Source organism: Polaribacter sp. KT 15 (assembly GCF_900143115.1).
GTDB lineage: Bacteria > Bacteroidota > Bacteroidia > Flavobacteriales > Flavobacteriaceae > Polaribacter > Polaribacter marinaquae.
The window spans coordinates 1,871,752-1,898,742 of sequence record NZ_LT670850.1; the positions used below are offsets into that span (position 1 = coordinate 1,871,752).

Annotated in this window: 25 protein-coding genes and 3 tRNA genes; 14 read left to right on the plus strand and 14 right to left on the minus strand. The window is 30.3% G+C overall.

Translation table 11 applies throughout. The features are described 5' to 3' along the window. Positions 1–123: 123 nt before the first annotated feature. The 3 genes from B5464_RS08430 to B5464_RS08440 form a co-directional block, all read right to left on the minus strand. Positions 124–209 (minus strand) — tRNA-Leu (locus tag B5464_RS08430). A gap of 22 nt (positions 210–231) precedes the next feature. Beyond that, positions 232–303, minus strand: a tRNA-Gly gene (locus tag B5464_RS08435). 21 nt (positions 304–324) lie between these two features. Further along, positions 325–398, minus strand: a tRNA-Asn gene (locus B5464_RS08440). Between the two features lie 185 nt (positions 399–583). On the opposite strand from B5464_RS08440, the gene B5464_RS08445 reads away from it, so the two are divergent. The 5 genes from B5464_RS08445 to B5464_RS08465 all read left to right on the plus strand — a co-directional run bounded on the left by B5464_RS08445 (position 584) and on the right by B5464_RS08465 (position 8,428). Beyond that, entirely contained in the window at positions 584–3,319 is a 2,736-nt protein-coding gene (locus B5464_RS08445; RefSeq protein ID WP_079738005.1) for a 2-oxoglutarate dehydrogenase E1 component, read from the plus strand. 188 nt (positions 3,320–3,507) lie between these two features. Next, positions 3,508–4,731, plus strand: a complete 1,224-nt coding sequence (gene odhB, locus B5464_RS08450) for a 2-oxoglutarate dehydrogenase complex dihydrolipoyllysine-residue succinyltransferase (protein ID WP_079738006.1) — start codon at positions 3,508–3,510, stop codon at positions 4,729–4,731. Positions 4,732–4,889: 158 nt separating this feature from the next. Beyond that, positions 4,890–5,570 carry a YiiX/YebB-like N1pC/P60 family cysteine hydrolase gene (locus tag B5464_RS08455; RefSeq protein WP_079738007.1) on the plus strand — a complete coding sequence of 227 codons (681 nt, stop codon included), beginning with the start codon at positions 4,890–4,892 and terminating at the stop codon, positions 5,568–5,570. A gap of 29 nt (positions 5,571–5,599) precedes the next feature. Beyond that, on the plus strand, positions 5,600–5,968 hold the full coding sequence (locus B5464_RS08460) for a DUF2200 domain-containing protein (RefSeq protein ID WP_079738008.1): 369 nt from the start codon (positions 5,600–5,602) through the stop codon (positions 5,966–5,968). A gap of 54 nt (positions 5,969–6,022) precedes the next feature. After that, positions 6,023–8,428: a helix-turn-helix domain-containing protein gene (locus tag B5464_RS08465; RefSeq protein ID WP_079738009.1), complete on the plus strand. Its 2,406-nt coding sequence runs from the start codon at positions 6,023–6,025 to the stop codon at positions 8,426–8,428. A gap of 246 nt (positions 8,429–8,674) precedes the next feature. On the opposite strand, the gene recJ is transcribed toward B5464_RS08465, so the two are convergent. Then, positions 8,675–10,360: a single-stranded-DNA-specific exonuclease RecJ gene (gene recJ / locus B5464_RS08470; protein WP_079738010.1), complete on the minus strand. Its 1,686-nt coding sequence runs from the start codon at positions 10,358–10,360 to the stop codon at positions 8,675–8,677. Positions 10,361–10,378: 18 nt separating this feature from the next. Beyond that, positions 10,379–10,804, minus strand: a complete 426-nt coding sequence (locus tag B5464_RS08475) for an OsmC family protein (RefSeq protein WP_079738011.1) — start codon at positions 10,802–10,804, stop codon at positions 10,379–10,381. A gap of 81 nt (positions 10,805–10,885) precedes the next feature. Here B5464_RS08475 and B5464_RS08480 point away from each other — a divergent pair, with 81 nt between their 5' ends. Both B5464_RS08480 and B5464_RS08485 read left to right on the plus strand, forming a co-directional pair. Then, a complete protein-coding gene (locus B5464_RS08480) occupies positions 10,886–11,476 on the plus strand; it encodes a carboxymuconolactone decarboxylase family protein (RefSeq protein ID WP_077810955.1) in 591 nt (196 codons plus the stop codon). A 208-nt stretch (positions 11,477–11,684) separates the two neighbouring features. Continuing rightward, positions 11,685–12,662, plus strand: a complete 978-nt coding sequence (locus B5464_RS08485) for a hypothetical protein (RefSeq protein WP_079738012.1) — start codon at positions 11,685–11,687, stop codon at positions 12,660–12,662. Here the strand turns inward: B5464_RS08485 and B5464_RS08490 are convergent. The 4 genes from B5464_RS08490 to B5464_RS08505 all read right to left on the minus strand — a co-directional run bounded on the left by B5464_RS08490 (position 12,659) and on the right by B5464_RS08505 (position 16,776). Further along, positions 12,659–14,386: a M28 family peptidase gene (locus tag B5464_RS08490; RefSeq protein WP_079738013.1), complete on the minus strand. Its 1,728-nt coding sequence runs from the start codon at positions 14,384–14,386 to the stop codon at positions 12,659–12,661. The two genes, B5464_RS08485 and B5464_RS08490, sit on opposite strands and share 4 nt — an antisense overlap. Before the next feature lie 34 nt (positions 14,387–14,420). After that, positions 14,421–14,993: a uracil-DNA glycosylase family protein gene (locus tag B5464_RS08495; protein ID WP_079738014.1), complete on the minus strand. Its 573-nt coding sequence runs from the start codon at positions 14,991–14,993 to the stop codon at positions 14,421–14,423. Positions 14,994–14,998: 5 nt separating this feature from the next. After that, entirely contained in the window at positions 14,999–16,360 is a 1,362-nt protein-coding gene (locus B5464_RS08500) for an NAD(P)/FAD-dependent oxidoreductase (RefSeq protein ID WP_079738015.1), read from the minus strand. Positions 16,361–16,434: 74 nt separating this feature from the next. After that, entirely contained in the window at positions 16,435–16,776 is a 342-nt protein-coding gene (locus B5464_RS08505; protein WP_079738016.1) for a HopJ type III effector protein, read from the minus strand. Positions 16,777–16,906: 130 nt separating this feature from the next. Here B5464_RS08505 and B5464_RS08510 point away from each other — a divergent pair, with 130 nt between their 5' ends. From B5464_RS08510 to B5464_RS08520, 3 genes are read left to right on the plus strand one after another with little or no spacing between them, the layout of a single operon-like run. Then, complete coding sequence (locus tag B5464_RS08510; RefSeq protein ID WP_079738017.1) at positions 16,907–17,422, plus strand: RNA polymerase sigma factor; 516 nt, start codon at positions 16,907–16,909, stop codon at positions 17,420–17,422. Beyond that, a complete protein-coding gene (locus B5464_RS08515; RefSeq protein ID WP_079738018.1) occupies positions 17,403–17,813 on the plus strand; it encodes a hypothetical protein in 411 nt (136 codons plus the stop codon). Before B5464_RS08510 ends, B5464_RS08515 begins: the two co-directional genes overlap by 20 nt. A 25-nt stretch (positions 17,814–17,838) precedes the next feature. Continuing rightward, positions 17,839–18,324, plus strand: a complete 486-nt coding sequence (locus B5464_RS08520; protein WP_154066955.1) for a hypothetical protein — start codon at positions 17,839–17,841, stop codon at positions 18,322–18,324. A gap of 66 nt (positions 18,325–18,390) precedes the next feature. Here B5464_RS08520 and rsmI read toward each other — a convergent pair whose 3' ends face one another. Further along, positions 18,391–19,068, minus strand: a complete 678-nt coding sequence (gene rsmI, locus B5464_RS08525; RefSeq protein ID WP_079738020.1) for a 16S rRNA (cytidine(1402)-2'-O)-methyltransferase — start codon at positions 19,066–19,068, stop codon at positions 18,391–18,393. Positions 19,069–19,128: 60 nt separating this feature from the next. After that, positions 19,129–19,488, minus strand: coding sequence for a cupin domain-containing protein (locus B5464_RS08530; protein ID WP_079738021.1), 360 nt, complete (start codon positions 19,486–19,488; stop codon positions 19,129–19,131). A 182-nt stretch (positions 19,489–19,670) separates the two neighbouring features. On the opposite strand from B5464_RS08530, the gene aspS reads away from it, so the two are divergent. Genes aspS through B5464_RS08545 form a run of 3 tightly spaced genes read left to right on the plus strand, consistent with a single transcriptional unit; the run spans position 19,671 to position 23,963 of the window. Beyond that, entirely contained in the window at positions 19,671–21,431 is a 1,761-nt protein-coding gene (gene aspS / locus B5464_RS08535) for an aspartate--tRNA ligase (protein WP_079738022.1), read from the plus strand. Between the two features lie 45 nt (positions 21,432–21,476). After that, a complete protein-coding gene (locus B5464_RS08540; protein ID WP_079738024.1) occupies positions 21,477–22,187 on the plus strand; it encodes a DUF6503 family protein in 711 nt (236 codons plus the stop codon). Further along, the gene (locus B5464_RS08545; RefSeq protein ID WP_079738025.1) at positions 22,188–23,963 is read left to right on the plus strand and encodes a chloride channel protein; all 1,776 of its coding nucleotides are present in this window, start codon (positions 22,188–22,190) and stop codon (positions 23,961–23,963) included. 131 nt (positions 23,964–24,094) lie between these two features. Here the strand turns inward: B5464_RS08545 and B5464_RS08550 are convergent, their stop codons facing one another. Both B5464_RS08550 and glpQ read right to left on the minus strand, forming a co-directional pair. Continuing rightward, a complete protein-coding gene (locus B5464_RS08550) occupies positions 24,095–24,628 on the minus strand; it encodes a hypothetical protein (RefSeq protein ID WP_079738026.1) in 534 nt (177 codons plus the stop codon). 1 nt (position 24,629) lies between these two features. After that, positions 24,630–25,610, minus strand: coding sequence for a glycerophosphodiester phosphodiesterase (gene glpQ, locus B5464_RS08555; protein WP_079738027.1), 981 nt, complete (start codon positions 25,608–25,610; stop codon positions 24,630–24,632). A 48-nt stretch (positions 25,611–25,658) separates the two neighbouring features. On the opposite strand from glpQ, the gene B5464_RS08560 reads away from it, so the two are divergent. Then, positions 25,659–25,898, plus strand: a complete 240-nt coding sequence (locus tag B5464_RS08560) for a hypothetical protein (protein WP_079738028.1) — start codon at positions 25,659–25,661, stop codon at positions 25,896–25,898. Here B5464_RS08560 and B5464_RS08565 read toward each other — a convergent pair whose 3' ends face one another. Next, entirely contained in the window at positions 25,899–26,876 is a 978-nt protein-coding gene (locus B5464_RS08565) for an endonuclease (protein ID WP_079738029.1), read from the minus strand. Positions 26,877–26,991 lie beyond the last annotated feature (115 nt).

The window sequence follows — 26,991 nt, forward strand, 5'->3', positions numbered from 1 at the left end:
TTTATTTATAAAATTAGCCTTTTTTAATGTTTTAATTTATCTAGGAGTTAGTAATCAAGTGTTTTAAAAGTCTAAAAAATAGCGCATAAAAAAAACCGTAACAAATAAATGTTACGGTTTTAGTACTGAAGATGGGACTTGAACCCATACGGCCATTACTGACCACTGGATTTTAAGTCCAGCGTGTCTACCAATTCCACCACTTCAGCATTGGTATGCTTGTCATATTAGAGCGAAAGACGGGATTTGAACCCGCGACCCTCACCTTGGCAAGGTGATGCTCTACCCCTGAGCTACTTTCGCAGTCAATGTTTATGAACTTTGCTCCTCTTCAAGGACTCGAACCTTGGACCCTCTGATTAACAGTCAGATGCTCTAACCAACTGAGCTAAAGAGGAGTTTGCGACACTATTTGTGTTTTGCGAGTGCAAATATACACCTTTTTTATACTTCACCAAATAAATTTCAAAAAAAAATGATTTTTTTTTCATTTTAATATATTTGGAATAAATTCTTCTTTAATTTCAAAATATTGTATTTTTGCTATAATAATATGCTTAAAACATAAAGCACAAACTATTATATGGACAAATTTTCGTTCTTAAACGCAGCACATACGGGCTTTATAGCCGATTTATACGATCAATATTTAATTAATCCTGATTCTGTAGAACCAAGTTGGAGAAGCTTTTTTCAGGGATATGATTTAGCAAATGAAAATTATTCTTTTTCTGATGAAGAAACTTCGATAGAGATTCCTCAAGATGTAAAAAAAGAATTTTTAGTAGTAGATTTAATAAATGGATACAGAACAAGAGGACATTTATTTACTAAAACAAATCCTGTTAGAGATAGAAGGCAATACCAACCAACATTAGAGTTATCTAACTTTGGTTTAACCGAAAACGATTTAGATAAAGAGTTTTCTGCAGGAGATGTATTAGGTTTAGGTAGAGTAAAACTATCTGTAATTATAAATCACTTAAAAAGCATTTACTGCGATTCTATTGGTGTAGAGTACATGTATATGCGAAATCCAGAAAAATTAAAGTGGTGGCAAAATCGTTTGAATGAAAACGATAATCATCCTAAATATTCTGTAGATGCAAAAAAATATATTTTATCCAAATTAAACCAAGCCGTTTCTTTCGAAAGTTTTTTACAAACTAAATATGTTGGTCAAAAACGTTTTTCTTTAGAAGGTGGTGAAGCTTTAATACCAGGTATTAGTGTTGCATTAAGAGAAGCAGCAGAAACATTTGGTGTTAAAGAATGTGTTTTAGGTATGGCTCATAGAGGTCGTTTAAATACATTGGTTAATATCTTTAAAAAACCAGTTAGAGATTTATTTAGCGAGTTTGAAGGTAAAGATTTTGAAGATGATGACATTGATGGAGATGTAAAATACCATTTAGGTTTAACTTTAAGTAAAACTTATAGAGATGGTAATGAAATAAAAATGAATTTAGTTCCTAACCCTTCTCACCTAGAAACTGTTGCAGCAGTAGCAGAAGGTATTACAAGAGCTAAAATTGATAGAAAATATAACGGAGATTCTAGTAAGATTTTACCAATCGTTATTCATGGTGATGCAGCAATTGCTGGTCAAGGTATTGCTTATGAAATTGTTCAAATGGCAAAACTAAATGGATATAAAACAGGTGGTACAATTCATATTGTTGTAAACAACCAAGTTGGTTTTACTACAAATTATTTAGATGCACGTTCTAGTACATACTGTACAGATGTTGGTAAAGTTACATTATCACCAGTTTTACATGTAAATGCAGATGACACAGAAGCAGTTTGTCATGCAATGCAAATGGCTTTAGAGTTTAGAATGAAGTTTAAGACAGATATTTTTATTGACCTGCTAGGTTACAGAAAATATGGGCATAATGAAGGTGATGAACCTCGTTTTACACAACCTAAATTATATAAAGCAATATCTAAACATAAAAATGTTAAAGATATTTATGCTGATAAGTTAATTGAAGAAGGTAGCATAGACAAAGGTTATTTAACAGAAATAACTTCTGAGTTTAAAGGAATGCTAGAAAGAGAATTCGATTTATCAAAAGAAGATAAAAATTCTAAGGTAAAAGAATTTATGAAATCTACTTGGGAAGGTTTTGATAGAGAAGATCTAACCACAATGTTAGAACCTGTAGATACAAGTTATAAAGCAGAACAGCTTAAACATATTGCAAAAGTAGTTTCTACGGTACCAGATGGTGTTAAGTTTTTAAGAAAAGCAGAACGTATCTTGCAAGGTAGAGCAAAAATGGCTTTTGAAACCAATGAGTTAGATTGGGGAATGGCAGAAAATTTAGCATATGGATCTTTAATGGAAGAAGGTTTTAATGTAAGAATTTCTGGTCAAGATGTAGAAAGAGGAACTTTTTCTCATAGACACGCCATTTTAAGAGATGAAATTACAGAAGAAAGAATTAACCTATTAAACACAAATCCAGAGAATAAAGGACAGATGTATATTTACAATTCTTTATTGTCTGAATATGGTGTTTTAGGTTTCGATTATGGTTATGCCATGGCAAACCCTAATACACTTACTATTTGGGAGGCTCAGTTTGGAGATTTTTCTAACGGTGCTCAAATAATGTTTGATCAATATATTTCTGCAGCAGAAGATAAGTGGAAGTTACAAAACGGAATAGTTGTTTTATTACCTCACGGATATGAAGGACAAGGATCTGAGCATTCATCTGCAAGAATAGAACGTTATTTACAGTTGTGTGCAGAAGATAACATGACAGTTGCAAATTGTACAACTCCGGCAAATTTTTATCATTTATTGCGTAGACAAATGAAACGTGATTTTAGAAAGCCGTTAATTGTATTTACGCCAAAAAGTTTATTAAGACACCCGAAAGCGATTAACACTATCGAAGAGTTAGCTACAGGAGAATTTCAAGAAGTAATAGATGATACATTAAATCCTAAAAATGTTAAGAAATTAGTATTTTGTATGGGTAAATTCTATTACGACTTATTAGAAGAAAGAGAAAAATTAGGTAGAGAAGATGTTGCTCTTGTTAGAATAGAACAATTATTTCCTTTACATTTAGATAAATTACAAAAAGTAATAGATAGGTATCCGAACGTAGAAAACTATGTTTGGGCACAAGAAGAGCCAAGAAATATGGGTGCATGGAGCTTTATGTTAGAGCGTTTTGATTTAGTAAAACTAAATGTTCGTTCTCGTAAATATTATGCAGTACCAGCAGCTGGTTCTAGTACAAGATTTAAAAAACGTCATAAAGCGGTTATTGATAGCGTTTTTAATGATAATGAGTAAGCGCGTTAAGGATTGAAACGACATCCTTTTAATTTTGTCAGTTCGAGTAAATTTGAGAAGAATGAGCAAATTTGTATCGAGAACAAAAAATTAAAAGATATAGTGTAAAGCCTGTTAAAACGCCCAAAAAGAATAGAAAATAAAGTAATTAAAAAGCTATTTATTTAGCAAAAGTAAAATAAGAAACCATGAGTGTTTTAGAAATGAAAGTTCCTTCTCCAGGAGAATCAATTACAGAAGTAGAAATTGCAACTTGGTTAGTTGAAGATGGAGATTATGTTGAAAAAGATCAACCAATTGCAGAAGTAGATTCAGACAAAGCAACGTTAGAATTGCCTGCAGAAGAAAGTGGAATTATAACTTTAAAGGCAGAAGAAGGTGATGCTGTGGCCGTTGGTGCTGTAGTTTGTTTAATTGATACAAGTGCTGCTAAACCAGAAGGAGATGCCTCTAATGATGATGCAAAACCTACGAAAGAAGCACCTGCACAAACAGAAAAAGTTTCGCCTGCAGTAGAGAAAAAAGACACATATGCATCTGGTGTAGCATCGCCAGCAGCAAAAAAGGTTTTGGCAGAAAAAGGTATTGACGCTAAATCTGTAAACGGAACTGGTAAAGATGGTAGAATTACTAAAGATGATGCAGTTAAAGCTGTACCTTCTATGGGAACTCAGCCAGCGAATGGTTCTAGAAATACAGAGCGTAAAAAAATGTCTATGTTGCGTAGAAAAGTAGCAGAGCGTTTAGTTGCAGTAAAAAGCGAAACAGCTATGTTAACTACTTTTAACGAAGTAAACATGCAACCAATTTTTGATTTACGTAAAGAATATAAAGAAGATTTTAAAGCAAAACACGGTGTTGGTTTAGGTTTTATGTCTTTCTTTACTTTGGCAGTTGTTAGAGCTTTAAAAATGTATCCAGATGTTAATTCTATGATTGATGGAGACTTTCAAATAAAACACGATTTTCAAGATATTTCTATTGCGGTTTCTGGACCTAAAGGTTTAATGGTACCTGTAATTAGAAATGCAGAAAACTTATCTTTTAGAGGTGTAGAAAGTGAAGTTAAACGTTTGGCTTTAAGAGCAAGAGACGGGCAAATTACTGTTGATGAAATGACCGGTGGTACATTTACAATTACAAATGGTGGTGTATTTGGTTCTATGTTATCTACACCAATTATTAATCCTCCACAGAGTGGTATTTTAGGAATGCATAATATCGTAAACAGACCAATGGCTGTTAACGGTGGTGTTATTATACAACCAATTATGTATGTTGCTTTATCTTACGATCATAGAATAATTGATGGTAGAGAGTCTGTAGGTTTCTTAGTTGCAGTTAAAGAGGCATTAGAAAATCCTGTAGAATTGTTAATGGACAACAATCCTAAGAAAGCATTAGAAATGTAAAATAGTATTTTACTTTATTGATATTAAAAAATCCCAAGCTATTAAGTTTGGGTTTTTTTTTTGAAGTATTTCTAATAACGTCTTTAGTTTAGGATTCATCAAATTAGCAATAATTCATTAAAAAACACGTACTTTGTTAAGTAGAAAATAAAATTATAATGATGCATAAAATATTAAAATCATTGATAGCGACTTTATTAACCATATTGGTATTACTTAGTTGTACTACTGATAAAAAAAAGAAAGAGTTTAAGCTACAACAAGGAGATTTATTATTTCAAAATACAGGAACAGACGAAATAGATAATGCTATAAAAGATGTAACTGCAACCTCTAAAGCTAAAAATTATTCTCATGTTGGTATTGCAATGCAAGAAGATGATAAATGGTTTGTGGTAGAAGCAATTCCGAAAATAGGAATTAGCAAAACACCGATAACTGAATTTTTGAATCGAAATAAAAATAAGCAAGACAAATCTCAAACTACAGTTGCAAGATTAGATAGTATGTATCAGCCTTATATTTCTAAAGCAATTAATTACGGAATCGAAAGAATTGGAATACCTTATGATGCAGTTTTTTTATGGGATGATACTTCTTATTACTGTTCTGAATTAGTTTACAAAATGTTTTCTTCTCAAAATTTGTCTAAAGAAGATTTGCCTTTTCTTACACATCCGATGACGTTTAATGATAAATCAGGTAAACCAATGGCAAGTTGGGTAAAGTATTATGAAGTAAGAAATCAACCAATTTCAGAAGGAATTGAAGGTACAAACCCCAATTTAATGGCGAGTAGTTCTAAAATTACATTTGTACACGATTATGAAAAAGAATAAAAGGATTGGTTTAATTTAAATCTACAAACATGAAAGTTACACCAGAAAAAAATGAAAAAGTTGCCAATATGGTTTTCTCATCTATTTATCCGCTTTATTGGGATAGATTAGAAAAAAACGGACGAACGAAAGAAGAATTTCATCAGGTTTTAGAATGGTTAACTGGTTTTAATGAAGAAAAACTACAATCTTTAATCGAAGAAAAAGTAACCTTTAGAACTTTTTTTGAACAAGCAAAAATAAATCCAAATGCACATTTAATAAAAGGAGTTGTTTGTGGTTATAGAATTGAAGAAATCGAAGACGAATTTGAAGTCTATAAAAAATGTAGACAAATGGAAAAGTTAATAGATGAACTTGCTAAAGGAAGAAAAATGGAGAAAATTTTACGTTCTTAAATATTAAATAGATTTTTCTTTTTGAATTTATTTACCTTGCAATAAAAAGCTACAATGCCAAAAAACCCAGAGTTAGAACTTGCTTTACAATTTATAGAAAAGACAGATCGTAATTTATTTATTACCGGAAAAGCAGGAACTGGAAAAACTACATTTTTACATAAAATAAAATCAGATTCTCTTAAACGAATGGTGATTGTTGCGCCAACAGGTGTTGCTGCAATAAATGCAAAAGGCGTTACTATTCATTCTTTTTTTCAAATGCCATTTGGTCCTATATTACCAAATCAAATAGCAAATACAAACCAACAACGTAAGTTTTCTAAAACTAAAATAGATATTATTAAGTCTTTAGATTTAGTAATTATTGACGAAATTTCTATGGTTAGAGCAGACTTGTTAGATGGTATCGATCAAGTAATGCGTCGTTATAAAAATAGGAATAAAGTATTTGGTGGTGCACAAGTTTTAATGATAGGAGATTTGCAACAATTAGCGCCAGTTGTTAGACCAAACGAATGGAGTTTACTGCAACAGCATTACAGTACCGTGTACTTTTTTAGTTCTAAAGCGTACCAAGAAGCAAACGTTGTATCAATAGAATTAAAGCATATTTATCGTCAGAAAAACGAAGATTTTATTAAGATTTTAAATGAAATTAGAACCGATACTTTGTCTGATGAATCTGCTAAAATTTTAAATAAAAATTACAATCCATCTTTTTCGCCAACAAAAGACGATGGTTATATAACCTTAACAACACATAATAATAGAGCCAATTTAATTAACAATTCAGAATTAAATAAAATAAAAAATAAAAGTTATTATTTTGATGCAGAAGTATCTGGTAAGTTTAACGAGAATTCATATCCAAATTCAGAAAAATTAGAATTAAAAATTGGTGCACAAGTAATGTTTATCAAAAATGATTCTTCGCCAGAAAAAAGATATTTTAACGGTAAAATAGGTATCGTAACAGATATTTCTAGAGAAACGGTAACAGTGCATTGTGGTGATGAATTAGAAGAAATTGTTACAGAAAGAGAAAAGTGGGAAAACATCAATTACTCTATAAACGAAGAAACTAAAGAAATAAAAGAAGACATTTCGGGTTCTTTTTCTCAAATTCCGTTACGATTGGCTTGGGCAATTACAATTCATAAAAGTCAGGGTTTAACTTTCGACAAAGCAATTATCGATGCAGAAGCATCTTTTGCACACGGGCAAACCTATGTTGCCTTAAGTAGATGTACTTCTTTAGAAGGTTTGGTTTTAAAAACGCCAATTACCAGCAACGCAATTATTAACGATAGAACCGTAAGTGTTTTTAATGAAAGTGTAGAAGAAAATCATCCAGACGAAACTGTTTTAAATAATTCTGAAAAGGAATTTCAATTAAATTTAATTGCAGAATTATTCGATTACCAACCATTTTTATATCCAACCACTCGATTAATCGATATATATTACAAAAATAAAACAAGCATAAAAGGTGATGTTATCGATCATTTACAAACAATAAAAGACGATGGAGTAGTAGCTTTAATGAAAGTTTCTAACGGCTTTAAAAGGCAATTATCAGAAATATCAGAAGACAATATTCTACCAGAAAACAGCTCTCAAATTCAAGAGCGTTTTACAAAAGCTGTAAATTATTTTTTAAATCAAACTAAAAACAACATTTTAAAACCATTAAATACCATTGCATTTTCTTCGGATAATAAATCGGTAAAAACAGATTTTAAAAAGCAATTTGATGCACTTCAAGAAAAATTATTAGAAAAATTATTTGCTTTAAATAAAATGACAGAAAGCTTTAAGGTAGATAAATATTTAGAAGTTAGAGCAAAAGCAGTTTTGCAAAAATCTGCACCCACAGCAAAAAAGAAAAAAATATCGAACAGAAAAGACCCTTTGTTGGCGCTAAAATTACGTGAATTAAGAGACGAAATTAGAGTTGCAGAAAACATACCAGCATTTCAAATATTTACACAAGAAACTCTTTATGCAATTTGCGAGAGTTTACCAAGAACCGAAAAAGAGTTGCTTAATGTAAAAGGAATGGGTAAAACACGTGTTTCTAAATACGGAGAAGAAATTTTAGAAGTTATAGAAACATATTGCAAAGAAAATGGCATTAATAAGCAAAACGAGCAAAAAAGAGAAGACAAAAAACCAACCAAACAAATCACTTTAGAGTTGTTTAGGTCGGGGCTTTCGGTTAAAGAAATCGCTAAAGAACGTAGTTTAACAACCAATACAATAGAAAGTCATTTGGCAAGTTATATTCCTTCTGGCGATGTCGATATTTTAGAGTTAATTCCGTTAAAAAAATATAAAAAATTAGTAGACGAGATTGAAAAAATAGAATTTAAAAGCCTAACAGAACTTAAAGAAAAAGTAGATAAAACGTTTTCTTATATGGAGTTGCGAATGGTTTTAATGACAATAGAAAAATAATTTTTAAGTTTTTTTGTAAGTTTATACAAAGTTATACGTCTAAACAATTATGATAAGAAACTTCTTATCATTTCTTTTTCATAGCAATTTTCCCACTTCTTCTTAGAAGTGGGTTTTATTTTTTTTTAGAAGCTATTTCCTGCTTTCACTACTCGCTTTTTTTATTCCGAAAAAGAATAAAAAAGAGCTCAAACAAGCCGTTCAATCAGGGCTAAACTTGTTTGCAAAAATTTAGTTTTTTGCGAGTTACTTTAAGTCTTTTAAAACCAATTGTATCGATTTGTGTCCGTTCCATTCATTCTCATCCAAGGCATAAGCAATATCAAAATTGTTTTTAACGTGCTCAATTTTATTACCCAAACCAAATCCAATTGCACCAAAAGTTTGTTTATTATCTCCCTGAAAAACATTTAATTTCAAATGACTTTTATCTGCACCAACTTGTTTACCATAACCATTATCTCTAACGCAAGTAGAAACAAATGTTGGTTTCATGTTCATTGGACCAAAAGGTGGCATTTGTTCGATAATTCTAAAAAATTTTGGAGTTATTTCAGATAATTCTATTGTGGCATCCACAGAAATTTCTGGAGTTAATAATTCTTTATCAATTGTATTTTTTACAACTTCTTCGAACTTATTTTTAAAATTTTGATAATTTTCTGGCAATAAAGTCAAACCAGCTGCATATTTATGTCCGCCAAATTGCTCTATAAATTCTTCGCATTCATGTAATGCATTGTAAACATCAAAACCTTTTACCGATCTTGCAGAAGCAGCTAATTTATCGCCACTTTTTGTAAAAACTAAAGTTGGTCTGTAATAGGTTTCTATTAATCTAGAGGCAACAATACCGATAACACCTTTGTGCCAATCTTCTTGATAAACTACAGATGTAAAACAATTTTCTTCTTCATTATCAATAATTTGAATTAAAGCTTGATCTGTAATTTTTTTATCTAAATCTTTTCTGTCGGCATTAAAAATTTCTATCGCTGCAGCAAATTCTACTGCCGAGTCAAAGTCCATTTCTGTTAATAATTCAACAGCATAATTACCGTGTTTCATTCTTCCGGCAGCATTAATTCTTGGTGCAATTATAAAAACCACGTCTGTTATTGTAAGCGTTGTTTTTTTGGTTTGATGAATTATTGCTTTAATTCCGTTTCTAGGATTTTCATTAATAACTTGCAAGCCATAATATGCCAAAACCCTGTTTTCGCCATTCATAGGTACAATATCTGCAGCAATTGCAGTAGCAACTAAATCTAAATAAGGTATAAAATCTTCTATGTTTTGGTTTCTTTTAGAACCCAAAGCCTGTATCAATTTAAAACCAACACCACAACCACAAAGTTCATCAAAAGGATATGTACAATCGTCTCTTTTAGCATTTAAAACTGCAACAGCTTCTGGTATTTTATCACCAGGTTTGTGATGATCGCAAATGATAAAATCTATGTTTTTTTCTGATGCGTAAGCAACTTTTTCGATTGCTTTTATACCGCAATCTAAAGCTATAATTAAAGAGAAATCATTGTCATGCGCAAAATCAATTCCTATATAAGAAACCCCATAACCTTCTGCGTATCGATCTGGAATATAAGTTGCAATATTAGGATGAATAGTTTTTAAATAAGAGGCAACCAAAGAAACTGCAGTTGTGCCGTCAACATCATAATCACCATAAATTAAAATGTTTTCATTATTGGCAATTGCTTTTTCTATACGTTCTACTGCTAAATCCATATCCTTCATTAAAAAAGGATCGTGAATATCTTCTAAACTAGGACGAAAAAAACTTTTTGCTTGGTCAAAAGTTTCAATATTTCTTTGACAAAGTATGGTAGCAATTGTTTTATTTACTTGTAAATCCTTTGCTAATTTTTCTACTTTTTCTTTTTCTGGATTTTGCTTAAGCGTCCATCTCATAGCAATTTTTTCTACTTTTTATAAATTATGCAAATGAATTTCTATCTCTACATCTGCAAATTGACGAAACATTTCCATAACACCGCAATACTTTGTAACCGATAAATTTACCGCTTTTTGTATTTTTTTTGGCTGTAATTCTGCATCAGAAAAATGATAATCTACTTTTACTTTATCGTAAAATTTTGGATGTTCGTCTGTTAAATTCGCTGTAACCTCAATTTTAAAATCTGCAACTTCTGCATGCATTTTAGTTAATAAAGAAACTACATCTAAACCAGAGCAACCAGCTAAAGAAGACAACATTAATGCTTTTGGCGCATAACCAACCACGTCTCCGTTATCTTGCGATTTATCAAACATTGTAAATTTATGCCCACTTGGGTTATCAGTTTCAAATTGCGATTTCTGTGTCCAAACCGTTGTAACTGTATTTTTAATCATAAAATCTATTTTTTTAAAAATGAAGTATTAAATTGTGCTTTAATACAAATGTAAGCACAAATTAATTAAAGATATAAAAATATGGCATTAGTAACTCCTCTAGAAGCAGAGCACGATTTAGAAACAAAAAAGTTAGCAGAATTTTTTAATGAAACTTTGGGTTTTTGTCCTAATTCAGTACTAACAATGCAGCGAAGGCCTGCAATATCAAAAGCTTTTATCAATCTAAATAAAGCAGTTATGGCAAATGAAGGTAAAGTAACTTCTGCGTTAAAAAGAATGATTGCTTGGGTTTCTAGTAACGCTACTGGTTGCAGATATTGCCAAGCACATGCAATTAGAGCTGCAGAGCGTTATGGTGCAGAACAAGAGCAATTAGATAATATTTGGGAGTATAAAACGCATCCTGCTTTTTCTGATGCAGAAAGAGCAGCATTAGATTTTTCTTTAGCAGCATCAATGGTGCCAAATGCAGTAGATGCAAAAATTAAAGAAGAATTATATAAATATTGGAACGAAGGAGAAATTGTAGAAATGTTAGGTGTAATTTCTTTATTTGGCTACTTAAATAGATGGAATGACTCTATGGGAACAACCCTAGAAGAAGATGCAATTGAAAGTGGCGATAAGTACTTAGGAAAACATGGTTTTGAAGTTGGTAAACATGTTTAATTTTAAAATTACGTAGAAACTTTTTATATTTACAAAAAGAAAGCCTTTTCAAATAATACTGAAAAGGCTTGTTTTTCAAATGTAAAGGTCCCCCAACCTCTTCAATTTAATTTCAAATTTAGTTAAATAAAGAAGGTTATTATTGCAAATTTCACAAAATGGCAAATTATATTTTGTAAAATTTGATAGAAGTGAATGATAGGACAGAATGAATAAGGCAGAAGAAAGATTATTTAAGTTAATTAGAGAAAACTTACCAAAAAATGTCTCTTTAATTGAAGACGTTGCTAGTGTTTTAGATGTAAATTACGATGCAGCTTACAGAAGAATTAAAGGTAAAACAGCACTTACTTTAAACGAAGCGCTTGTTTTATCTAAACACTACAATTTAGATCTTAAAAATTTATCATCAGAAAATTCATCAGAAAATAAGGTGATAAGCGTAGAGAAAACCCACGGTGAAATTTCTATAGATTTTTTATACAATTATTTAAATACTTGTAATATTGAAATTCAGGCAGTACTAAATTCTAAAAAGGGAAAAATTATAAGTTGTGCAAATGACCTACCTTGTTATCATATTAATAATAGTATTTTAAAAAAATTTAGAATATATCTGCTAGTGAGTATGTTGCCAAAAAAAGAGAATGTTAAAACAATTTCTTTTGCTAATTTTAACCCTTCAGATACCATTTTAGATGCTTATGATTCTTTTGTAGAAAATTATAAAAAAGTAGCTTTAATAGAAATTTGGAACGATTTTACAATAGATAATTTAATAAACCAAATAACTTACTTTTTTGAAATTGGCTTATTAAAAGAAGATGAAGCTATAGCAATTTTAGAAGGATTGGTAAATACATTACAGCAATTAGAACAACAGGCTAAATATGAAAAGAGAGCCGTAAACGATAATACTTTTAAATTATATTGCAATAATCTTATCTCTTTATCAGATACTATCTTTATGCAAACAGATACTTTAAAAAAAGCATTTGTACCCTACACTAATTTAACTTATTTTAAAGTAACAGATGTAGAAACAAGTGTTCAAGTAGAAAAACATTTAAATAAACAACTGCAATATTCTACAAATATTTCTGGCGAAAGCTCTGTTGCTAGAAAAATGTTTTTTAATAAAATGTATCAAAAAATAGAAAAGAGCAAACAAAAATTGATGCTTTAATTTTTTGCAAGCTTAAATATAATAGTTTTAGATATCGAATCTATTAACTTTTTAGAACGAACGATTTCTTTATTAATATCATCTTTATTGATAACTAAATCTGTGGTGGTTTCTATTGATTTTTGATACCAATTATTCCAAGCAGTAATAATTTCTATTTGCGTTTCTAGAGATTGATTGTTGTTTATAGCTATCTTACTTTGCTTAAGTTCTTCATTAAGTCTACTTTTTGCAGCGATTTCAATTTCAGTTATAATTGATTTTGCTGTTTTCGCATCAGCATTTAGTAAAGTGTAAGCGGCAATTAATGCTGTTGTACCTACATTTTTAAGAGTCGTTTTAGAAACTTTATCAATTCTGTCATTATCTGTATGGTAAAATTGATCTGTAAAGTGCCAAAATAAAACACTCGGTATATTTTCCCTTAAAAAAGGAACGTGATCACTACCACCTTCAAAAGGATTTGTACTTACTTGCCAATTAGCAAGTTTACCTTGAGCTTTAAATTTATTTATTAAAAAGTCATTTAAATAGTGTGGTTTCATTTGGTCTAAACTCATTTTAGAACCACCCCATTCTGTGTGTTTATCATTTCCACGTGTCCAAATAGCACTCGGATCTGGCATTTTTTCGATAAGGAAAACTCCGCCAGTTTTATCAGTATTCTCACCAACCATGTCTAAAGAAATTCCCCATTTTATATTTTTTGCTCTAATAGAATCTTCTTGAACATATCTTCTTGTAGAAACAATTTCATCACCCCATAAAAAAGTTAGAGTTCTTTTAGGGGTAAAGCTTTTATCTTTTATAAATTTTGCTGTTAAACTTGCCATTTCTAGAGCTACACCAACCCCGGTAGCATTATCATTGGCGCCAGGTTCTTGTATGTGCGCACTAAATACCAAACGTTCTTTAGGCCTTTCTGTACCTTTAATATCTGCTACAATTGTTAATTCTTCGGATGGATAAATTTTAGTTTCTACGTTTACATTTAAAGTTACTTTTCCTTTTTCTAAAGACTTTTTTAAGCGTTCTTTAGCTTCAAAAGAGAGTGCAATTGCCCAAGGTTTATGAACGGTATCTAAAGGAATAGATCTGAATTGAATAGAAGTTTTGTTTTTTTCTGGTTGTAAATAATCAGGATTATTATAGGTTAAAATTCCCGCTGCTTTGCCATCAATAATTGCTGTCTTAAAAATTCTATACGGACTCGTTTCTGCAAATACAATTTTACCTTTTACATTTGTTTTACCAAGATTTTTTACATCTTTAATATACACAACATCAGCTTCAATTCCTTTTTCTGGTGTGCTATAAGAGTTTAATGCAATCATGTTTCTATTGGTTGCGTGCTCTAACAAATAAGTAGCATCTCCTTTAATTTTTACGTTAGCATTTACAGATTCCCAAGTTGGTCTTTTTAAAGGTCTTTTTTCGATTCTATAGGTTAATAAATTACCTTCGGTAGCTTTTTCTTCTAAAATAAAACCTGCTTTTTCTAAGTTTTTAGCAATATTAAAAACACTTTCGTTAAAGCCAGTATTTCCAACTACACGCCAATATTTTTCTACAAAAGCAGTTGTTTCGTAGGCTAAATCTCCTGTAAATTCTTTATTAATTACATCAGAATAATTATCAGTAGAAAGTATAACAACTTCATCTTCTTTTTTACAATTGGTTATAAGTATTGATACTATTAAAAAGGAAACAATTTTTTTAAGCATAACTCTAAATTTAGAAGTTATAAATGTAGTTTTTTTATTTGATAATTTTAGAAACTGTTTTTTGTAAAGTAGGGACTACATTTTTTTCAAACCAAGAATTTTTTGTTAACCAAAATCGATTTCTTGGCGAAGGATGCGGTAGTACAAAATAGCTTGGTAAATACTCTGGATAATTATCTACCGTTTCTGTAAGTGTTCTTTTTGCTTTTTCTTTTAAGTAATAATTCTGCGCATACATGCCTATTAAAATAACCAATTCTAAATTTGGCATAAAATCGAATAATTGTTGATGCCATTGCGGAGCGCATTCTTTTCTTGGAGGTTTGTCGCCAGATTTTCCTTTTCCTGGGTAACAAAAACCCATCGGAATTATGGCAAATTTTTCAACATCATAAAAATCTTTATCAGTAACATTTAACCACTTACGTAATTGTTTCCCGCTTGCATCATCCCAAGGAATTCCAGATTTGTGCACTTTTGTTCCGGGAGCTTGCCCAATAATTACAATTTTCGAATTTTTATGAGCAGTAACAACAGGATTTGCTCCTAAATCTAGATGAGGTTCGCAAATTCTGCAATTTTTTATTTCTGATAAAAGTTGTTTCACATATATTAATCTGAATCTTTTAGCATCGACTTTAAATCGCTAGCAAAAGAAGGATATGTGAAAATAAGCTTTTTAAATTCTTTAGTCGTCATTTTTTGATGAATTGCCATCGAAAAAATATTAATGCATTCATTTGCCTCTGCGGATAATAAATGAGCACCAACAATAACTTTTGTTTTATCATTTACAATTATTTTATAAGCATACAAATCTGCATTTTCTTTTTTTGCATTGTAAAAGTGAGATGCATCACCTTTAAAAACTTTAATAGCATTATATTGCTCTTTAGCTTTTTCTTCTGTTAAGCCCACTGTTGCCAAATTAGGATTTGTAAATACGACAGAAGGTACCAGCGGATTGCTAAATTTTTTCGAATTATTTTTTAAAATATTGTTACCAACAATATAACCTTGTAAACCAGAAAGCGGTGTTAATGGCAAAGATTTGCTAGAAACATCGCCACAAGCATACACATTTTTATTGCTATTACTTTTAAGGTAATTATTTACTAAAACACCAGTATTGTCGTTTTTAATATCTGCGTTTTCTAAATCTAATAAATTTGTTGCTGGCACACGACCAGAAGTATTAAAAACTACAGTAGATTTTACCTTTTTTATCTTCTTGTTATGTTTAAAATGAACCCTAAAATTTTTTCTAAGTTTTTCTACGGAATCAATTTCTGCCTCAAAAATGAAATTAATACCACTTTTTTGCATTTTATCTACAAGCTTTTTAACTAAAAAAGGTTCGAATTGAGACAATGCCATTTCACCTCTATCGATAATTGTAACTTTGCAACCAAGTGTAGCCAAAAGATAAGAAAATTCCATACCAACATAACCGGCGCCAATAAAAGTTGCAGATTTTGGTAATTTTGTTAGATTAAAAAAATCACTAGATGTTTTTAAGAAATTAGCACCTTCAAAATTTAGTTTTCTTGGTGTTAAGCCCGTTGCAATAACAAACTTATCTGCAGAAATTAACTTTCCTTCAACTAAAAGTTCATTTTTACTTTTAAATTTTGGAGTTTGATGGTATAAATCGATGCCTAATTCCGTTAAATTTTCTTCGGTTTCTTTAGGTACTTTTTTTACAAAAGAATCTTTAAAATTTAAGATGTCTTTCCAACTAATTTCTGGAACTTTTTTAATACCTAAACCTTTTAAGTCTGCTGTTTTTTTTAAAATATCAGCAAACTGAAGCATTACCTTTTTAGGATCGCAACCTCTAATAGCGCAAGTGCCGCCAAAGGCTTGTTTGTCTGCAATAGCAACTTTTAGTCCGTTTTTGGCACAAATTTTAGCAGCTGTTTGTCCTGCAATTCCGCTTCCTATTACAAAAACGTCGTAATGTTTAGATTCCATAAAATTAGATTTTCATCAAAAATAGAACAGAATAAAACCTAAGTTTAATGCAATTACTAATTTTATGAACTTATTTACTTTAAAGTTAATGCCTCACTTTCAAAAGTTAAACCATCAAAACCAGTTTTCATAAAGTTTCTAATGTTTTGGTGAGAAGTACCGTTTGCATCCTCTAAAACATTTTTATAATGTTCACCAAAACAAAATAAAGTTTCTTCTTTGGTTAATTTTTGAAGTTTTGCAAAAGCAAATAATTTACAAGAACCAGCATTTTCACCTGCTTTATTTTCGATAGTTCCGTTTTTAAAAGGAGTTGGTGTAAAATTATAGTTGTCTTCTATTACTTGCATTGTGTCAGCAAATAATATAGCGCTAGGATTCGATTTTAACTTTGTCTTAAATTCTTGAATGATCATTTTTTTGTTTTTGAATCAAATAAGATTATCAAGTCAAAAATACTATAAGTAAAATCAAATTTTTAAGAATTTTCAAATAAAAACCAAATCGCTGTTATAAATATATCTACTTTAACGTTATATATATAGAATGACCAAACAAGACTTTAAACATACCGTTTTTTCATTATCAGAATTGCTATTTCCTATGGTAAGTAGAATGTTGGGCAGTACTTCTAAAGCAGAAGATGCAATACAAGAAATAATGATAAAATTATGGCACAAGCGCAAACAGTTAAGTAAACATCCTAATATTAAGGGTTTTGTAGTCTTAACTGCTCGTAATTATTGTTTAGATTTATTAAGAAAAAAGAAAGTTTTACTAGAAGATTCTTCGGATGTTTTAAAATTAGTAAAATCTACAAATGAGCATCTAAATTTAGAATGGGAAGAGTTGAATAGCCACATAAGTACAATTTTAAAAACGATACCAGAGCAACAGAAAGAAGTATTTATAATGAGAGATTTAGATGGTTTCGATTTTGAAGAAATAGCTGCCGCATTACAAATTAAAACCTCGCATGTAAGAGTTTTACTCTCTAGAGCCAGAAAACAAATTAGTACAACCTTAGAAAAAACATACAGTTATGAAAGAGGAAAATATTAAAAATTTAGTAGAAAAATATAAGTTAGGTAATACTACTTTAGAAGAAGAAGCTTATTTGTTTGATAGTGTAAAGAATACCGAAGAAGGATTAGGAAATTGGGCAAATTTTGTAAAAACTAACAAAAAAGTTGCTCCAAATAATTTTAATGATAAACTATGGAATTCTTTTGAACCTAAAATAGCAAACAAATACAGTTTTAGATATAAATTTTTTGGAGCTGTAGCTTCTGTAGCGGTTTTAATTACGTTAGCATTTTATAGTTTTTCTAATAATGAGCAGAGCACTGAAGAAAAAGAACTTTTACTTAATGAAGCAAGAAGTATGTTTACTGATAATGAAACCATCATTTTTGAAGACGAATTGATAATTGTGTATACTAAACAAGAATAAAAACTAAATTAAAATAATAAATATCATGAAAAAAATAACCATCTTATTAGTGCTATTAATGGCATGTAATTTTACTGTTTTAGCTCAAAATACAAATAAGAAAAACCTATATGTAAAAGTAAAAGATGATAAAAAGCCACTAATTATAGTAGACGGAAAAAAGTTTGAGTTTCCTGTTGAGTTAATAGATCAATCTCAAATAGAATCGATGCATATTTTAAAAGGAGAAAAGGCGTTAGCTGAATATAATGCGCCTAATGGAGTCATTATAATTAATACAAAGCATTATAAACCTATAGATTGGTCTGATAAAGAAAAAAAAGAGAAATTATTAACTAAAGACACTAAAAAGGAGCCGCTAGTAATTATAGATGGTGTGGTTTCAAGTAGAAAAGTTTTAGACTCTTTAGCGCCAAGATATATTGAAAAAATGGAGGTTTTAAAAGGTGAAAAAGCTTTGAAAAAATATAATGCGCCAAATGGTGTGATATTAATTACAACGAAGAATTAAGAATTTTATTAAGCGATAATTAAAAACCTCAATAAATAATTTTTCTATTTATTGAGGTTTTTAGTTTTATTTAGATGATTTTCCTTCAACAATTACTACAATTTCTCCTTTTGGAGGTTTTTTTGTAAAATGAGCCAAAACCTCAGTTGCGGTTCCTCTTACAGTTTCTTCAAACATTTTTGTGAGTTCTCTTGAAACAGAAACTTGTCTTTCTGCGCCAAAATATTCTATAAAATGGCCTAAAGTTTTTAACAGTTTGTGTGGCGATTCGTAAAAAATCATGGTTCTTTTTTCTTCGGTTAAAAAAAGAAAACGAGTTTGTCTTCCCTTTTTTACGGGTAAAAATCCTTCGAAAACAAATTTATCATTTGGCAATCCAGAGTTTACTAGTGCTGGTACAAAAGCTGTTGCGCCAGGTAAACACTCAACATCAATATTATTTTCTACACAAGCTCTTGTTAGTAAAAAACCAGGATCTGAAATTGCAGGTGTTCCGGCATCAGAAATTAAAGCACACGTTTCTCCGTTTTGAATTCTTTGTACAATTCCTTTTACAGATTTGTGTTCGTTGTGCATATGATGACTGTGCATTTGCGTAGCAATTTCAAAATGTTTTAATAATTTGCCACTTGTGCGTGTATCTTCTGCTAAAATAAAATCTACTTCTTTTAAAACTTTTATAGCTCTAAAAGTCATGTCTTCTAAATTACCAATTGGTGTTGGTACTAAATATAATTTACTCATTGTTTTTAATCGTTTCTTAATTATCAGTAATCAAAAAGAAAAACTAATAACAGTTTATTGTTAAATAGACTCATACGTTTCTACAGTAATATCTGCAATAACATCTCCGGTGTGTTTTATGTTTAAAGGTTCAAATAAAACAACATGTACTTCTTCTTTTGCAATAGGTTTGTGTTCTACACCTTTAGGTACAATATAAAATTCTCCTTGGTTTAAAGTTACTGTTTTATCTCGTAATTCGATGTCTAGAGTTCCTTTTATAACTAGAAAAAGTTCGTCTTCATTGTCGTGTTTATGAAAAACAAATTCGCCTTTTAATTTTGCCAATAATACTTGTTGTCCGTTTAATTGACCAACTTTTTTTGGAGACCATAAGTCTTGAAACAAGTTAAATTTTTCTTGAATATTTATTACGCTCATAAAGCAAATTTACAAAGAATAAGACGGATTTTGCGTTACCGATTGTAGCATTTGTTTGAGCTCTTTTGAGGTACGAAAAAAGCGAGTGCGAAAAGCGGGCCATTTCTGATAAGAAATGAACGCCCAAAAAACCAATATTAATAGGAAATTGTTTAATTTTGCATCTTAAATTTTTAGAAATAATGTATAGAAGTAATTCTTGTGGCGAGTTAAGAGCATCGCATATAAATACAGAGGTAACCTTAGCGGGTTGGGTACAAAAATCACGTGATAAAGGATTTATGGTTTGGGTAGATTTACGTGATAGATACGGAATTACTCAGCTTATTTTTGATGAAGAGCGCACGCCAAAAGAAATGATGGATAAGGCAAAATCTTTAGGTAGAGAATTTGTAATACAAGTTACAGGAACGGTAATAGAACGTGAATCTAAAAATACAAACATACCAACTGGTGAGGTAGAAGTTTTGGTTTCTAAATTAGAAATTTTAAACGAAGCAAAATTACCACCATTTACAATTGAAGATAAAACGGATGGAGGAGAAGACATCCGAATGAAATATAGATACTTAGACATTCGAAGAAACCCGGTTAAAGACAGTTTAATTTTTCGTCATAAAGTAGCAATGGAAGTTCGTAAATACTTGTCTGATCAAGAATTTATAGAAGTTGAAACGCCATATTTAATAAAATCTACGCCAGAAGGCGCAAGAGATTTTGTTGTACCTTCTAGAATGAATGAAGGACAATTTTATGCATTACCACAATCGCCGCAGACATTTAAACAATTGTTGATGGTTGGTGGAATGGATAAATATTTTCAGATTGTAAAATGTTTTAGAGACGAAGATTTACGTGCAGACAGACAACCAGAATTTACACAAATAGATTGTGAAATGGCGTTTGTAGAACAAGAAGATATTTTAAATATTTTTGAAGGATTAACACGTCATTTACTAAAAGAAGTAAATAATGTAGAGGTAGATAAATTTCCAAGAATGTTGTATGATGATGCAATGCGTTTGTATGGAAACGACAAACCAGATATTCGTTTTGGTATGGAGTTTGGCGAGTTAAACGCTATTACACAACACAAAGATTTTGGTGTTTTTAATTCTGCAGAATTGGTAATTGGTATTGCAGTTCCTGGCGGAAACGCATATACAAGAAAAGAAATAGATAATATTATAAAGTGGGTAAAGCGTCCGCAAGTTGGTGCTTTAGGTATGATTTACGCACGTGTAAACGAAGACGGAACATTTAAATCTTCTGTAGATAAATTCTATGATCAAGAAGATTTAGCAAAATGGGCAGAAATTACAGGTGCAAAACCAGGTGATTTAGTATGTGTATTGTCTGGAGAAACAAACAAAGTAAGAGCACAAATGTCTGCTTTAAGAATGGAGTTAGCAGAACGTTTAGGATTAAGAGATCCTAAAGTATTTGCGCCACTTTGGGTAATCGATTTTCCATTATTAGAATTAGATGAAGAAACTGGGCATTACCACGCAATGCACCATCCATTTACTTCGCCAAAACCAGGGCAATTAGAGTTGTTAGATTCTAAACCAGGAGAAGTAAAAGCAAATGCGTATGATTTAGTTTTAAACGGAAACGAAATTGGTGGAGGTTCAATTAGAATTCACGATAAGCAAATTCAAGCGACTATGTTAAAGCATTTAGGTTTTTCTGAGGAAGAAGCGAAAGCACAGTTTGGTTTCTTAATGGATGCTTTTGAATACGGAGCGCCACCTCACGGAGGTTTGGCTTTTGGTTTGGATAGATTGGTTGCTATTTTAGGCGGACAAGAAACGATTAGAGATTTTATTGCGTTTCCAAAAAATAATTCTGGTCGAGATGTAATGATAGATGCACCGGCTTTTATAGACGATGAGCAACTAACAGAATTAAGTTTGAAATTAAATATTCAAGATAAAGAATAAAATTGGAAATCCCGCTTTTGCGGGATTTTTTATTACTTTTAAGTTATGAAAAACTTAGCTACAATTTTTTTACTTTTAGTATCGATAACACTATTTTCTCAAGAAATTACTGGTGATGAACTTTTGGAGAAAGCAATTAATTTTCACGATCCAAGTGGTAATTGGTCTACCTTTTCTGGAGAATTTTTTGTAACGATGGAAACCCCAAAACGAAGTCCTAGAAAAAGTAGAATCAGAATTAATTTGCCAGAACAATACTTTTTTTTAAAAGCTGCAAGAGATACAATTATTACAGAATATGCAGTGCATAAAACAGATTGCAGTTTTGCTATTAATGGTAATACAAATCCATCCGAAGCACAAAAAAAGAAATACAGTTTAAATTGCGAACGTGCAAAATTCATGAAAAACTATTACACTTATTTGTACGGTTTGCCAATGAAATTAAAAGATAATGGTACAATTATCGATCAAAAAGTAGCAAAGAAAACTTTTAAAGGAAAAGACTATTTGGTGTTAAAAGCAACTTACAGTAAAGAAGTAGGTAAAGATACTTGGTACTTTTATTTTGATCCTGAAACGTATGCAATGCAAGTGTATCAATTTTTTAAAGATGAGACCAAAAATGATGGTGAATACATTATACTTTCTAATTTAGAAATTGTAAATAATATTAAAATGCCAAAAGCTAGAGCTTGGTATTTTAATAAAGACAATACTTATTTAGGTACAGATTTTTTATCTATTAAAAACTAAATGCCGAACAAATATAAAATACTTAAAAAGGTTTTAATTTGGAGATATAAATATATTTCTGAAAGACAGTTTATTTATGTTTTAAGTGTTTTTGTGGGTTTTTTAGCAGGTGTTGGAACTTTCATATTAAAGTATTTAACCTTTGTAATAGAAGATTTATTAGAAGGAAATTTAATAAAAGATTACCATTATTCGTTGTACTTCATCTTTCCTATAATTGGTTTGTTTTTAGTGTACTCTATTAAAAAGTTTATTATTAAAAAAGAAATTGGGCACGGTATATCTACAACATTGCATTCTATTTCTAAGAAAAACGGAATTATAGAACGTTACAAAATGTTTGCTTCTTTAATAACAGCACCGTTAACAGTTGGTTTTGGTGGTTCTGCAGGTTTACAAGGGCCTGCGGTAAGTACTGGTGCGGCTTTGGGATCTAATGTTGCTAGATTATTTCATATGAATGCAAAAACCAGATTGTTGTTAATTGGTTGTGCAACTGCTGGTGCAATGTCTTCTATGTTTAAAGCGCCTGTAGCTGCTATTATTTTTGCCGTAGAAATTTTTAGTTTAGATTTAGCATTTGCATCTTTGGTTCCGTTATTGTTAGCATCAGTTTCGGCAATAATTACCTCTTATTTTTTTGCAGGAACAGATGTTTTGTTTGGGTTTAAGTTGGTAGATGTCTTTCAGGTAAAAGATATTCCTTTTTATATTGTTTTGGCTTTCTTTACAGGAATAGCATCCGTATATTTTTCTAAAATGTATTTTGCAATAACACGTTTTTTCGAGCGATTTTCGAGTCCGTTTAAAAAATTGATTATTGGCGGTATTGCTATTGGAATTATGTTGTATTTAATTCCGCCTTTATACGGTGAAGGTTACGGTTTAATAAATAGTTTGTTAAATGGCAATACAGCAAATGCTTTAAAAGATATACCTTATAATGTAGATTTAAATAACGCATATATGGTAGGTTTTATGTTGTTGATAATTGCCATTTTTAAAGCAATTGCAATGACAACCACATTTGCTGCTGGCGGAGTTGGAGGCATCTTCATACCAACAATATTTATGGGTTCTGTGTTGGGTAATGCAATAGCTAAAATTATCAATCAATTAGGTTTTTCTGTATCAGAATCTAATTTTACATTAATTGGTATTACAGGTTTAATGGCCGGAGTTTTACACGCACCTTTAACCGCAATTTTCTTAATTGCAGAAATTACCGGTGGTTACGATTTATTTGTACCATTAATGTTGGTTGCCGCTATTAGTTTTGCTTTTACAAAATACTTTATTTCTAACTCTATTTACACGGTAGAGTTGGCAAAACGAGGAGAATTAATTACGCACAACAAAGACAAAAATGTTTTAATGATGATGCGAATAGATACATTAATAGAAAAGAACTTTATACCAATTACACCAGAAACTACATTTGGCGCAATGCTAAAAAATGCAGTGGCAAAATCGAAACGTAATATTTTTCCGGTTTTAGACAACGAAAAACGCTTTTTAGGAATTGTATTACTTGATGATGTTAGACCAATGATGTTCGATCAATCACAATACGAAACAACTTTTGTTTCAGATTTTATGAAATCTGCGCCAGCAATAATTTTTCATAATGACTCGGTAGAAAAAGTGATGCAAAAATTTAAAGAAAGCAACGCATGGAATTTACCCGTTGTAAAAAATGAAAAATATGTTGGTTTTATCTCGAAATCGAAATTATTAACCGCGTATAGAAATAAATTAATAGAAGTTACTAATTAGTTTTTTTAGAAGCAATTTCCTGCTTTCTGCTATATCTTTTTATTATTAATTTATTCATAGCTTCACAAATTAATAATAAAAAGGATGCCGCTTCAATCAGGGCTAAAAAGCTTGCCAAAGCTATAGTGGTTTTAAGAAGACCATTCCTCTTTTATAGAAATCCATTCTTTTTGAGATTTCATTATCGGCTTTTGATGTGTTTCGCCTGTTTTTAAGCAAGAAAATATAAGAAAGATTAATTCTAAGTCTTCTTTATTTGAAAGCAATACACTACTAATGTTTTTTTCTTTAGAGGAGAAAAAAGATTCGTCTATTTCTGCAATTTTAACTCCGTTTTTAAAAATAGATTTTTTGTCAAAATAGTGAATTTTAACCTCAAAATTAGAGTCGTTTAATTGAAGTTTAAAAATTGAATTTTGCTTATTACCAGAAATTAAAACTAGTTTTTTGCCTCTTTTAGTTTCAATTTCATAAGAAATTCGCCATTTCCAGAATTTAAATTTCTTGGTAATTTTATAAATAATTTCTTCTTCGGTATTGTAAATTTCTGCGGTTGTTTTACCAAATTCTAAAAACCAACTAGAAAAAAATGCAAACTCATTTTCAGTATTATAAATCTGTAAATTATTTGTGGCATGACTAATTTTATAAACAAGTTTATCCATCTTAATTATTAGAGTTTATAAAGTTTACCATTTTATCAGGAAAATCTGTGAAAGCACCATCTATATTTGCTTCATAAATTAAGGTTTGCATCATTTCTTCGAATGTAGAAAATTCATCTAAAGCATCTGCTCTAAATGTATAAGGATGCACTTTTAAATCTAATTGATGTGCATCAGAAACTAAAGAAGTAAACTGCCATTTGCCATTAACTTTTTTATCTAAAATTTGTTTGTACCAAGGCCCAATTCCGTCGGAATAACTTGCAAAATGTTTTAATTGCTTAGTTTCTTCCGTAAACTCTATCAATTGCACCAAAAATAAATCAGACTTTAAATCTTTTCTAATTCGTTCTAATTCCTTAGCATCAAAACATTGTAAAATACAATTGTCTTTTTTTGTTGTGTAGCCATAATCAGTAAGAACTTTTAAAACAATTTCTGTTAATTTTTTACCTTCCTGCTTATGGAACTCAGGAGCTTTAATTTCTGGGTAAATTCCGATATTACTGCCAGTAGAAGCATTTAAACCTTGTATCAATTCGATTTCTTGTTGCAAAGAATGTAATTTAAAGTTACCTGTTTTGGTAGGGAATCTGTCTTTATAAACTTGCTTACCAGTTTTTGGATTGAAACGCTCGTAAACATTAAGAGTTTGCAATTCATCAAAAGTAAAATCTATTACATAAAACCTATTATCTTCTCTTTTTCTATGAGGAAACTTTATTGCAACATCTGTAACATCATCCAAATAAATATCATGAATAACAACAGGAACATCATCTTTACTAAGTACTAAATCTTGCTCTATAAAATTTGGTTTCATTGCGTAAGCCATAGCTTTAGACTCTAGCGTATGTTCTGGTAAGTAACCAGAAGCGCCTCTGTGAGCAATCACAATTTTGTTATTCATTTTAAATTTATTTTTGTTTGAAGTGCAAGAAATAAGTAATAAACCAAGTAAAAATACTAAAATCGATTTCATTTTTAATAAAATTAGAAATTAAAGATAGAACTTTTGTAATTTTGCAACATGAAATTAGCGTTAAAAATAATGTTTGTTATCTTTTTAGTTTGGATGGCATTAGGAGCATATTTAATTAATACAGAACACGAAAAAGCCCAAGTTGTAATGGGGTTAGGCGTTTTGTACTTGTCTTTTATATTTATGCCAATATTTATTTATTTTAGATATAAAGATGGAAAATATAAAAAGTATATTATTAATGATGAAAAACTAAGAAGTGCCTTTAAAAATGTAGGTAAAGAGTAGTTACTCGTCTTTTTTCTTTAGAAAAGCATATACCGGAAAATGATCTGAAAATCCGCCTTGATACCAAGGACCAATATAAGTTCTAAACGGGCTGCCTTTTAATTTTCCTTTAAAAATTTTTAACCATTCTTTATTAAATACTTCTGCGTGTGTAAAGTAAAGTTTTCCTTCTTTCTTTTCTGTGAAATTTTTAGAAAATATAATCTGATCGAATAAATTCCACTTACCATCATAGGTTAAAGAACCTAACTTTTCTCTGTCTAAAATAGTTTCCATCGGATTTATAAAATCATCAGAAACCAAGGTTTTTACACTCTTACTTGTTGGGTCGTCATTAAAATCTCCCATTACAATTATTTTTGCATCGTAATGTTTGTCTTTAATGTCTTTTATAATATTTCTAGCAGTAATTGCTGCGGTAACTCTTTTGTGTTCTGTTTCTGCTGCACCTTCTCTTCTAGAAGACCAATGGTTTACAATTATATGTACAAGTTCGCCATGTAAATTACCGCTAACTTTTAAAATATCTCTTGTATAATCTCTTTCGCCTTCGTCATCTTCTAGAAAAACTGGGAATGTTTCTGATTTTAAAAATTCAAAAACTCTTTTATTGTATAATAAGGCAACATCAATACCTCTTTCGTCAGGAGAATCATAATGTGCAAAACCATAATGATGCTTTTTTAAGTTAGAAGAATTTATTAAATCTCTAACCACCTTAGCGTTTTCTACTTCAACCAAACCAACAATTGCAGGCGGATATTTAGACCTGTTTAAACCTAGTTGAGATATTACAGAGCCTAATTTTTTAATTTTTATCTTATATCTTTTGTATGTCCATTTTCTTTTTCCGTCACTTGTATAATCATCATCAAAAGTTTTAGGATTGTCTTCTGTATCAAACAGATTTTCTACATTGTAAAAACCAATTGTTGTAATTTTTTTACTTTGTTTAGAAGACTTAATCGAAGGAAACATATAAATATTTTAATGGTAAAAGTAACAAAATAATCTACAGACTTTACATTAAATTAACTAGTGATTTTATCGAATTAAAATCTAAAAGCTATTTGTATTGTAGTATTGATATTAA